Below are 11500 nucleotides of genomic sequence, written 5' to 3'. Positions count from 1 at the left end.
GTTTCAGCCTGCTGTTGCGAGGAGCTGTTCGAAGGCGGCGTCCATGCGCGAGCTCGCGACCACGGCGTCGACGTCGAGAATCAAGGCGACTCGGCCGTCGCCGAGGATGGTCGCGGCGGCAATGCCCGGGACGTGGCGATAATTCGCCTCCAAGCTTTTGATGACGACCTGACGCTGACCCAGGATCGCATCGACCAAGAGCGCGCTGCGGACGCCGCCCTCGGCCTCGACGAGAAGCGCGACGCAGGACAGCGCATCGGCGTTCTCGGCCCGATAGGCGAGCTCGCGTCCGACATCGATCAAAGGCGTGAATTGATCTCGAATGGCGATCACCCGGGTCCCGCCGCCAAAGCCGTGCACGTCGGCGATTTTCGGCTGCAGCGTCTCGACAATCGCGGTCAAGGGAACGACGAGCGTTTGCCCCGCGACCGTCACCACCATTCCGTCGAGCACCGCCAAGGTCAGCGGCAGGCTCATGGTGAAGGTGGAGCCCTGGCCCGGCCGCGAGGCGATCGAAATGCGGCCGCCGAGCGCCTGGATCGAACGGCGCACGACATCCATGCCGACGCCGCGTCCAGAGATGTCGGACACGGTCGAAGCCGTCGAGAAGCCCGGCAGGAAGATCAGATTATCGATCTCATCATCGGAGAGCGAGGCGTCGGCGGGAATCAGGCCTTTGCTCGCCGCCAGCGTCTTGACCCGCGCGCGATCAATTCCGGCGCCGTCATCCGACACTTCGATCACGATGCGGCCGGAGCGATGCGCGGCCGAAAGATGCACAAGACCTTCCTCGGGCTTGCCCGCCGCCGCGCGCGTCTCTGGCTTTTCGAGCCCATGGTCGATCGCATTGCGGATCATATGCGTAAGCGGATCGGCCAGACGTTCGATCACCGTCTTGTCGACTTCGGTGTTTTCTCCTTCGGTGACGAGGCGCACCAGCTTGCCTGTCATCGCGCCGACCTCGCGCACCAAGCGCGGCATGCGCTGAAAGACCGATTTCACCGGCTGCGCGCGGATCGCCATCACGCTGTCCTGGATCTCGCGCGTGAGCTGCTCCAGCTCGTCGAGACCAGTCGCCACGCCCGACGCGCGGGCGAGCCCCGCTTCGAGCACCCGCTGCGCCAGCATGGCCTGGTTGATGACCAGCTCGCCGACGAGATTGATCAGGCGATCGACGCGATCGAGATCGACGCGGATCGTCGCCTGGGAGGGTCCGCCCGCCGCGGCCTGTTCCGGCTTCTGCGCTGCCGGCTCGCCCACGGCCTGTGGCGTCTTTTGCTGCCGCGCCTTGGCCAGATCGATCACGCCCTGGTCCCCATCGGCGAGGTCGGCCTGCGGCGCTTGCGGCGGCGTCAAGGCTGAAAGTTCGGCTTCGACGGCGGCCTGCATTTTCTCGATCAGGGCGGCGACGTCGATGTCGTCCGGACTGGCGTTCGCGGCGTCGCTCTCGATGTCGAGATCGCAGTCCCATTCCACGAATTCGAAAACTTCGCGGACGGCCTCCTCGTCCTGCGTCGTCAGGAGCTCGATGATCCAGGCGAGATAGGCGCCTTCCGGATCGAGCTCCGAGAGCAAGGGGAGGCCGGAGGCGTCGCAGACGATCGTCGTCTCGCCGAGGCGAGCGAGCTCGCGAATCAGCACGGCGGTCTCGTTCGCCTTGGCGTAGAGGACCGCCTTCGGCTTGAAGCGGATGGTGAACAGATTGAGCCGTGGCTCCGCCGGCGTCGGCGGATCGTCGAACATCGATTCGTCGATCGGCACCGGCTGGAACGCCACTTCATCCAAGCCGTCGTCGTCGCCTGCGCCCTGATCAGCGCTTATCGCCTCGGGATCGAGCGCGCGAAGCGCATCGGCGAGCGCCTCGCATCGCTGCGCGTCCACGGCGCCGCCGTCACGGGCCGCCCGCACCAAATCGGCGAGCGCATCCGCCGCGCGCAGCATGGTGTTCAGGACCTCATGCGACGGCGCGAGCTTGCCGGCGCGGACGTGGTCCAGGGCGGTCTCGAAAACATGGGCGAAATGGACGAGATCGTCGAGGCTGAATGCGCCGGCGCCGCCCTTGATGGAATGCACGGCGCGAAAGACCGCATTCACCGTTTCGGCGTCATGGCCGCCGTCTTGAATGGCGAGAAGCCCGGTCTCGAGCTCGGCGAGCTGCTCTTCGCATTCCTGGAAGAAAGTCTGTTTGATCGCCGCCATTGCATCCATGGACGCGCATCCTTCTCGAGTTCAGGCGGCGACGCGCCGGATGGCGGCGACGAGCTTGACGGGATCGAAGGGCTTCACGATCCAGCCGGTTGCGCCAGCGCGGCGGGCGCGGTCTTTCTTCTCGGCGTCGCTCTCCGTCGTCAGAACGAGGATCGGAACCGCACGGTGGCGATCGTCGCTGCGCACGCCCTCGATGAAGCCGAAGCCGTCCATGCGGGGCATATTGATGTCGGTGACGATGACGTCGGGCGTTTCGCCGGAGAGAACCTCCAACCCGTGCACGCCATCCTCAGCCTGCACCACCCGATAGCCGGCGTCGGAGAGAGCCAGCATCAGCATGTCGCGCATGGTGCGCGAGTCGTCGACTGTGAGCACTGTCTTGTTCATTGAGGCAGTTCCTGATCGATGAAGTCGGCAGGGTCGATCCCGAGCCGCGCGAGGCCTTCGACGAAATCGGGAGACGGGTTGACGAAGGCGAGCAGGACTTCGTCCGCCTTCCAGGTCATGGCGGCCGAGAGAAGAACCTGTAGACACTGACCGCCGAGCCGCTGCACGCGAGCGGCGTCGACCGTAAGCTCCTCGCCCCTGTGGCTGAGGAATTCCCCGGCCAGCGGCGCCGCCGCCTTCAGATCAAGAATCTCGGGCAGTTCGACCACGCGCGAGGCATGGTCCCCGCAGTCGGGCGGAATGGACATCAGAACTCCTCCCAGCTGTCCTCGACAGGCGCCGACTCGGGTTTGCGAGCGGCGCCGCCGCGCGCATGCGCCGCGAGCGTTTTCAGGGCCGGGCGCGCGGCATGCGGAGCCTGGCCGCGCCTTCGCGCGGATCGGCTCGACCACCGGCTCCCGCCCGACCTGGAAGCGGCCGAGCAGACGCGCAAGCTCATCGCTTTCCTGGCTCAGCGAATGCGCCGCCGCCGTGGTTTGCTCGACCATCGCGGCGTTTTGCTGAGTCACCTGATCCATCTGGTTCACCGCGGCGTTCACCTGATGCAGCGCCGTCGCCTGCTCTTGCGCGCTCGCGGCGATTGTCGCGACGACCGAATTGATCTCGGCCACCTGGGCGACGATGCGGCCCAAGGCCTTGCCCGTCTCACCGACGAGATCGACGCCCTGACCGACCTGAGTCGTAGAAGCCGAGATCAGGCTCTTGATCTCCTTCGCCGCCTCGGCGGAGCGCTGCGCCAGCGCCCGCACCTCGGAGGCGACCACCGCGAAGCCCCGCCCGGCGTCGCCGGCGCGCGCCGCCTCGACCCCGGCGTTCAGAGCGAGAAGGTTGGTCTGGAACGCGATTTCGTCGATGACGCCGATGATCTGGCCGATCTGCTGGGACGATTTCTCAATGCCTCCCATCGCGGAAATCGCTTGGCGCACGACCTCGCCGCTCCGATCCGCGTCGGATTTCGCGCTCGACACGAGTTCCTGGGCATGGATGGCGCCTTGCGCGGTGTTCTTGACCGTCGCCGTGATCTCGTCGAGCGTCGCCGCGGTTTCCTCGAGGCTCGCCGCCTGTTGCTCCGTGCGCCGCGACAGGTCGTCGGCGGCGGAGGAAATCTCTCCGCTTCCAGAATGGATGCCCTGCGTATTCACGTGGATGCTCTGCATCGTGCGCTGCAGCTTTTCGACCGCGCTGTTGAAGTCGGTCCGCAGCTTTTCGGTTTTCGGCGCAAAGGCGGTCTCGATCCGATAGACGAGATCCCCCTCCGCAAGCCGCTTGAGCCCGTCGGCGACGCCATTGATCGCGACTTGATCCTGCCGCGCATCCTCGGCCTCGCGGGCGGCGCGCTCCTCGTCTTCTTTCTGCCAGGCTTTGACCGCCTCGGCCTCCTCGGCTTGCTTTCTCGCCTTGGCGATCGCCGCGTCCTTGAACGTCTGGACCGCCGCCGCCATGAGGCCGAGCTCGTCCTTCCGTCCTGCGAAGGGCACCGTAATGGAGACGTCGCCGGCCGCCAGCGCGTTCATCGTCTTGGTCATCTCAGTCGCCGGCCGAGCGATCGCGCGCGCCAGCCACCAGGCGGTGAAGACCGCGACGAGCGCCGTGGTGAGGCTGCCGACGAACAGGGAAAGATGCGCGAGGCTCAAGAACCAGTCTTGCTCCTTCTGCGCCGCCGCCGACCAGGCGTCGACCTGTTTCCGCGCATCTTTCGCAGCCTGGACAAAGGCGGCCACGGCTTCATTGTTCTTGGCCGATTTGACGACTTCAGCCGCTTGCTCGGACGTTGGGTTGTCGTGCGTCAAGCGAATCAAGGCGTCGGCGAATTCGATCCGCCAGGCGGTCGCGGCCGCCTCGACCTTGTCGAGAAGCGCGAGAATGTCGGGATGACCGAGGGCGTCCCGATGCGCGTCGGCCATCGTCGCGACGAAATCCTTGACAGCGCTTTCATAATTGGCCGCAAGACGCTGGTCGCGGGTGATAATGTAGCCGCGCGCCGCCCGCCCCTCCTCTGAAACGGCGTTGATGGCGCGGGCGAGATCGTCGACGACCGCATAGGACTTTTCGTTGACCGCCGCAGCCGCGTCGAGCGACTTCAGGATGATGAAAAGCGTGCCGCTCATGACAACGACGGCGATGAAGACGCAAGCAAAGCCGAGGCTGAGCTTACGAACGATGGCAAGATTTGAAAGAGACATGCTGCCTCGCAGAAAAATGATTTGCCGATGCGTAGCTGACGAGGTGAAGGTTATTATTCAGCCGCCGATCCGCGCTGAGGACAGGCCAGGTCGACGCCCTCGACCGGGACCGGCTCCCATCACAGCCATCAATCGCCTGAATAATAGAGAATCACGTGATCTCGTGTGAGATTGATCTTGTAGATCGCAACGCTGAACAAAGTCTCAACGTCCAGCTTCTAAGCTTCGCTTCATTACATTGCGTTTGGACGATTAATTTCTCAGCGCGTAAGCATAATGCAAAAATTTTTAGTCAATTTCTATGCTATTGCTTGAGATCCGGTCGTTTCGGCGCGGGAATGCTCCATTCGGCGTCGCGCGATCCTTTCCGCAGCGGCCTAAAGCGGCAGAGCTGGCCAGGCCCCTCTCATTCAGGCCCTTGCATTTGTCCTTGGCGCCATCCATATCCCATCTACGTGGATGGGATATGGATGGCGCATCGAGGTAATTCATGGGTGCTGAGATACATCGCCTGCGCGACAGGCCGGGCGAGAGCGAGAAAATCACGATCAATCTGGGTTATGTCGACCTCGGCTTCGTCGATTTGCTGGTGCGGGAAGGCTTCTATTCCAATCGCACCGACTTGATCAGGACGGCGATCCGGAACCAGCTCGCCGCCCACGCCGACGCCGTCAAGCAAAGCATCGTGCGGGAAACTCTCGAGATCGGTTTGCGGCGCTATAGGCGCGAGCATTTGGAGGCGGCGCGGGCCGCCGGCGAGAAGCTGCGCATTCAGGTCGTCGGGCTCGCCACCATCGCCGACGACGTCACGCCGGAGCTCGCGCTCGAAACAATCGAGTCGATCACTGTTCTTGGCGCTCTTCAAGCCAGCACGGCCGTCAAAACGGCGCTCTCCGATCGCATTCGGTGATCGCCGACGCCAGCGCTTTTTCAGCAAAGGATGCAAGCATGAAAACCCTCTTTGGCGTCGCCATGCGCAAGGCCGCGGAGCTGACGCGCCGCGAAAATGTCCTGGAGGCGACGCAGGCGATCCAACGCGCCCTGTCAGGGCGAGGTCCCGCTCAAGCAGCGGATGACGAGCAGCGCCCGAAAAACCCTCGGCTCAGCGCGGTCGCCGAACCGGAAAGCCCTGTCTTGCCGCGCAACGCCGCGGCCATACTGGCCTCGGCTGCGCTTGCGACGGAGTCTGTTGTAAATGCCTGGGAGCGGTTGCGCCAACCCGATCCTTCCAGCGTCGATCTCAGAGTGAAACAACCTGCTCCGGCTCGCAAGGCGCCTGCCGCGCCCGACCGGGCGGCGTTTGTGGCTCGCGCCTTCGCTTCCGAGGCGGGAGCGAGAGACTATAAGCTCTTCGTTCCGAGCCATGCCGGCGGCAAGCGTCCCTTGATCGTCATGCTGCATGGCTGCACCCAGGACCCCGACGATTTCGCGATGGGAACCGGCATGAATCTCCTTGCGGAGGAGCGGGGATTTGTCGTCGCCTATCCGAAGCAATCGAAGCGCGCCAATCAAACCGGCTGCTGGAACTGGTTCAACGCAGGCGACCAGATCCGCGACGCGGGCGAGCCCGGCATCATCGCCGGAATGACGCGCAGCATCATGGCGGAGTTCGACATCGATCCGAAGCGGATCTATGTGGCGGGGCTTTCGGCCGGCGGCGCCATGGCCGCGATCATGAGCGCCACCTATCCCGAGCTTTATGGCGCAGCCGGAATACACTCCGGATTGCCCTATCGGTCGGCAACTGATGCCTCCTCCGCATTCGCGGCCATGCGGGGCCATACGAGCCCGTTAGCCAACGCGCAAAGGGCGAGCCATCGACACAGCCCCAAAGGGCGCGTTCGCACGATTGTCTTTCATGGCGACTCAGATCCAACCGTGCATCCGTCGAACGCCGAAATGATCGTCGCCGGCGCCCGCGCCGGCCTGACCGGCGCGACGGAGCAGACGCATCGCGGCCGCTCCGCCGGAGGCCGCGCCTATGCCCGCACCGTGATCGCGGACGCGACCGGCGCCCCGCATGTGGAATATTGGGCGATCGAAGGCTTGGGGCATGCCTGGTCCGGCGGCAGCCTGGCCGGATCTTATACGGATCCGAAAGGCCCGGACGCGTCGCGCGAAATGCTGCGTTTCTTCCTGGAAAAGCCCGCCAAGCGTCGGATAAGTCCGCAGGCCGGTGCCCGCCTCGCAGAAAAGCCGATGCCGAATGACGTCGAGCCGGTTTAGAGTCCGCCTATGTGGACGGCTTTGATCTCGAGATATTCCTCGATTCCGTAGCGCGAGCCTTCGCGCCCGAGGCCCGATTGCTTGACGCCGCCAAAAGGCGCCTCGACTGTCGAAATGCCCCCTTGATTGACGCCAACCATGCCGGCTTCGATCGCGCGCGCTACGCGGAAGACCCGACCGAGGTCGCGGGCGTAGAAATAGGCGGCGAGGCCATATTCGCTGGCGTTCGCGAGCGCGATGACCTCCGCCTCCGTTTCAAAGCGGACGAGCGCGGCGACAGGCCCGAAGATTTCCTCGCCAAGCAGACGCGCCTCGGGCGGCACATCGGTCAGAACGGTCGGCTCGAAGAAATTGCCGCCGCGCGCATGGCGGCCCCCGCCAAGCCGGACCTTGGCGCCTTTGCCGATTGCGTCGCGCACGAGATCTTCAACCTTGGCGACGGCTTTTGGCGAGATCAACGGGCCCTGCTGCGCCCCCGGCTCGAAGGCCGCGCCGACCTTGAGGGCGCCCACCGCCACCGTGAGTTTTGCAGCGAAGGCGTCGTAAACCCCCGCCTGAACGTAGAAGCGATTGGCGCAGACGCAGGTCTGGCCGCTGTTGCGATATTTTGAAGCGACCGCCCCGGCGACGGCGGCATCGAGATCGGCGTCGTCGAACACGATGAAAGGGGCGTCGCCGCCGAGTTCGAGCGACAGCTTTTTGATTGTCTCAGCACACTGGCGCATGATCGTCCGGCCGACCGCCGTCGATCCTGTGAATGACACCTTGCGCACCAGCGGATGGCTTGTCAAAACGAGACCGACCTCGGCCGCCCGCGTCGTCGGCAGGATGTTGAGAACGCCTTCAGGGAGGCCGGCTTCCTGCGCGAGTACGCCGAGCGCCAGCGCGGAGAGCGGCGTTTCGGCCGCTGGCTTGACGATTGCCGCGCAGCCTGCGGCGAGCGCAGGCGCGATCTTGCGGGTGATCATGGCGTTGGGGAAGTTCCACGGCGTGATCGCCGCGGCGACCCCAACCGGCTGCTTCAAGACGAGGATTTCGCCGCCCTGCGCCGGCGCGGAGACGAGGTCGCCATAGACGCGGCGCGCCTCCTCCGCGAACCATTCCACGAAAGAGGCCCCGTAGATGATCTCCGCCCTAGCCTCGGCCAAAGGCTTGCCTTGCTCGCGGGCGAGGAGATCGCCGAGTTCGTCCTTGTGCTGCATGATGAGATCGAACCATCGGCGCAAAAGACGCGACCGCTCCTTCGCGGTCGTCGTTCGCCAGCCGAGGAAAGCGGACTGCGCGGCCACTATCGCCGCCTCGGCGTCCTTGGCCGAGCAGTCGGCGACTCTCGCGACGACCGAATCATCGGCGGGATCGATCACGTCGAAACTTCCGCCTTGCGCCGCCTCAATCCATTCCCCGCCGATAAAAGCCTTATGACGAAGAAGTTCTGCATCGCGCGCGTTCATGAGCGACCCCTATGCCAGCGCGTCGCGTCGTTCGGTCTTCAGTCCCGCGCAAGTTTATCGCCCTTTGATGCAAGCGCCGCAAGCGATCCGCGGTCGAACCACGCGCTCGCCCGCGCTCCGACAGCGCAGGAAGGCAGACCGACTTGCTCCAGACCATCGACGCCGCCGTGCATCAAGCGATCGGCTTTCTCAATGCCGGCCAGATATCGGACGCGATCGGCCGTCTTCGCTTTCTGAATTCCGCCAATGAGACGAGCCATGTCAGATCGAACCTCATTGGGTTGATCTATCTGAGCGCGAAGGAAAACCTGAGGGCGCTCGCATGGTTCGACCAGGCCGTCCGGCTCAACCCCCGCTATTCGGAAGCCTTGTCGAATCGCGGCGCCGTCTTGCAGGAGCTCGATCGCGACGCCGACGCGCTCGCTTCCTATGACGAAGCCTTGCGTCTGGGTTTCGTCCATGCGGCCCTTTTCTACAATCGCGGCAATTTGTTGCGCGAGGCCGGACGGCTCAAGGAGGCGATCGCATCCTACGATATGGCCCTGAAGCTCAATCCCGCCTACCCGGAAGCCTTGCGCGCCGGCGGACGGGTTCTGCGCGACCTCGGGCGGCCGGAGAGCGCGCTCGAGTTTTTCGATGAAGCCCTACGGCTCAGGCCCGGTTTCATCGACGCGCTGATCGATCGAGGCAATCTGCTGCACGACCTTGGCCGAACCGAGGAGGCGATTCGCTCCTACGATTCCGCGCTCGAAAAAGAGCCGAATCATGCCGATGTCTTGAACAATCGGGGCGCCGCGCTGCATGCGATCGGACGCTTCCAGGACGCCAGCGCCGACTTCGACGCAGCTTTACGGATCAATTCGCTTGCTCCGCAAGCCTGGTCCAATCGCGGCAATCTATTGCTGTCGCAGCTGCGCCCCGAAGCGGCGCTCGCGGCTTATGAAAGGGCGTTGGAGCTTCGGCCCGGATATGGCGAAGCTTTTTGCGGGCGCGCTTTGGCGCTGAAGCATCTTGGCCGGTTCGACGAAGCTCTGGCCAGCTATGATCGGGCGCTCGACTGCGATCCAACCTCGGCTCACTTCAAGAACAACAAAGCTACTCTGCTTCTGCTCCTTGGCGAATTCGAAACGGGCTGGGATCTTTACGAATGGCGCTGGATCGCCGGCCAAACGCCGAAGCATGGCCTCAAGCTTCCAATTCCGGAATGGAGCGGGGAGAGCCTCGCCGGCCGCGCCATCATCGTCTTCGACGAGCAAGGCCTTGGCGACGCCATCCAATTCTCGCGCTTCTTGCCGATCCTGGCTGCGCAAGGAGCCAAAGTAACCTTCTTCTGCCGCGCCCGTCTCCATCGGCTTTTCAAGGGGCTCGAAACGCCGGTCCGGCTGGTCGACGATCTGGCTGAAGGCGAACATTTCGATTGCCAGATCGCCCTCTCCAGCCTGCCGCGGGCGCTGAAGGTGAGGCTGGCGACCATCCCGGCGCAGGCCTCCTATCTCAGGCCGGAAGCCGATCTTGCGCGAATGTGGGCGGCGCGGATCGGATCTCAGGGCTTCAAGATCGGCATTTGCTGGCGCGGCAATTCCGCCATCAAGGCGGACCCCAGCCGCTCTATCCCGCTTGCGCATTTCGCCCCGCTCGCCGGGCTTGCCGGCGCGCGGCTCGTCAGCATCCAGAAATTGGACGATCAAACGCCGTTCGGCGATCGTCAGGCGCTCCCTTGGCTTGAGACGTTGGGCGGCGACTTCGACGCCGGCGCGGACGCCTTCGTCGACGCTGCGGCGGCGATGCAGAGCCTCGACCTGATCATTACCTGCGACACTTCGATCGCCCATCTCGCCGGCGCCCTCGGCCGGCCGGTCTGGGTCGTGCTGAAGCAGACGGCGGATTGGCGCTGGCTGCTCGAACGCGAGGATTGCCCCTGGTACCCGTCAATGCGCCTGTTCCGGCAAAGCAGGCTCGGCGATTGGGACGAGGTTTTCGGCCGCGTCGCTCATGCGCTGGAGCTCGAGCTTAAGCAAATTTAGCCGACTTATCTCGTGCTTTTATAATCAAGCGCGGCGTTCGGCCGCGACGATATAGTTCACATCGAGATCGTGCGAGAGCCGCCATTTGCCGCTTGCGACGTCATAGATGACGCCTGTCTCGTCAACGATGTGCAGCCCATTGGCGCGCAGCGCCTTGGCGAGCTCCTCCGGCGTGACGAACTGGCTCCATTTGTGCGTGCCGCGCGGCACCCAGCGCAGCACATATTCAGCGCCGACAATCGCCAAGGCGAAGCTCTTCAACGTCCGATTGAGCGTGGCCGCGACGAGCATCCCGCCCGGCCGAGCCATTGCGGCGGCATAGCCAAGGAAACTTTCGACATTGCTGACATGCTCGATCACTTCCATCGTCAGGACGACGTCGAAGGCGCCGCCCTCGACGACAAGCTCCTCTATGCTCATGCAGCGATAGTCTATCGAGAGACCGGATTGCGCCGCATGGTCCCGCGCCACGTCGATGTTGGCCGAGCCGGGATCGATCGAGGTCATCTGCGCCCCGAGCCGCGCCAAGGATTCCGAGAGGATGCCGCCGCCGCAACCGACATCGAGCACCGTGAGGCCGCGGAGCGGCTCCGGGTCATGGCGATCCCTGGGCCGTCCGTCCGCCGGGAAATGCCGGCAAAGCAGATCGCGCAAATAGGCCAGACGGACAGGATTGAACCTGTGCAGGGCCCACATCGCCCCCTTGGGATTCCACCATTCGGCGCCGAGCCGCTCGAAACGGCCCACGTCCTCCGGATCGATCGTAGCATCGCGCCGGAGCTTTTCCTGGGTGGACATGGCTTGAACCTTTCCCCATGAGCAGGCTAAAAAGGCCGCGCCCGCTCGAATACCGTTGACTTGCCTCGCAAGCATTCGCATGTATGCGCGCCGCGACAAAGCCGCCCGAGCGATCGGCCGCGGCCTAGAGCATGTTCCGAAAAAGCTGATCGACTTTTTCGAT

Annotated in this window: 8 protein-coding genes; 3 read left to right on the top strand and 5 right to left on the bottom strand. The window is 64.2% G+C overall.

Annotation, left to right across the window (positions count from 1 at the left end; genetic code table 11):
• Positions 1-3: 3 nt before the first annotated feature.
• From RZS28_RS11705 to RZS28_RS11695, 3 genes are read right to left on the bottom strand one after another with little or no spacing between them, the layout of a single operon-like run.
• Positions 4-2208 carry a chemotaxis protein CheA gene (locus RZS28_RS11705; RefSeq protein ID WP_407337926.1) on the bottom strand — a complete coding sequence of 735 codons (2205 nt, stop codon included), beginning with the start codon at positions 2206-2208 and terminating at the stop codon, positions 4-6.
• Positions 2209-2229: 21 nt separating this feature from the next.
• Complete coding sequence (locus RZS28_RS11700) at positions 2230-2595, bottom strand: response regulator (RefSeq protein WP_407337925.1); 366 nt, start codon at positions 2593-2595, stop codon at positions 2230-2232.
• Positions 2592-4838 carry a methyl-accepting chemotaxis protein gene (locus RZS28_RS11695; RefSeq protein WP_407337924.1) on the bottom strand — a complete coding sequence of 749 codons (2247 nt, stop codon included), beginning with the start codon at positions 4836-4838 and terminating at the stop codon, positions 2592-2594. Before RZS28_RS11695 ends, RZS28_RS11700 begins: the two co-directional genes overlap by 4 nt.
• 490 nt (positions 4839-5328) lie before the next feature.
• Between RZS28_RS11695 and RZS28_RS11690 the strand changes: the two genes are divergently transcribed.
• Positions 5329-5748, top strand: coding sequence for a CopG family transcriptional regulator (locus RZS28_RS11690; RefSeq protein WP_407337923.1), 420 nt, complete (start codon positions 5329-5331; stop codon positions 5746-5748).
• A gap of 38 nt (positions 5749-5786) precedes the next feature.
• Positions 5787-7064 (top strand): alpha/beta hydrolase family esterase, encoded by a 1278-nt coding sequence (locus RZS28_RS11685; protein ID WP_407337922.1) that lies wholly within the window; start codon positions 5787-5789, stop codon positions 7062-7064.
• Here the strand turns inward: RZS28_RS11685 and RZS28_RS11680 are convergent.
• A complete protein-coding gene (locus tag RZS28_RS11680) occupies positions 7061-8515 on the bottom strand; it encodes an NAD-dependent succinate-semialdehyde dehydrogenase (RefSeq protein WP_407337921.1) in 1455 nt (484 codons plus the stop codon). The genes RZS28_RS11685 and RZS28_RS11680 overlap by 4 nt on opposite strands.
• 143 nt (positions 8516-8658) lie before the next feature.
• Between RZS28_RS11680 and RZS28_RS11675 the strand changes: the two genes are divergently transcribed.
• Positions 8659-10539: a tetratricopeptide repeat protein gene (locus RZS28_RS11675; protein WP_407337920.1), complete on the top strand. Its 1881-nt coding sequence runs from the start codon at positions 8659-8661 to the stop codon at positions 10537-10539.
• 24 nt (positions 10540-10563) lie between these two features.
• Here RZS28_RS11675 and ubiG read toward each other — a convergent pair whose 3' ends face one another.
• A complete protein-coding gene (gene ubiG, locus RZS28_RS11670) occupies positions 10564-11337 on the bottom strand; it encodes a bifunctional 2-polyprenyl-6-hydroxyphenol methylase/3-demethylubiquinol 3-O-methyltransferase UbiG (RefSeq protein ID WP_407337919.1) in 774 nt (257 codons plus the stop codon).
• Positions 11338-11500 lie beyond the last annotated feature (163 nt).

This window comes from Methylocapsa polymorpha (assembly GCF_045689225.1).
GTDB classification, from domain to species: domain Bacteria; phylum Pseudomonadota; class Alphaproteobacteria; order Rhizobiales; family Beijerinckiaceae; genus Methylocapsa; species Methylocapsa polymorpha.
The sequence above is the reverse complement of the archived record's forward strand: the minus strand, read 5'-3'. Positions and strand labels throughout refer to the sequence as shown.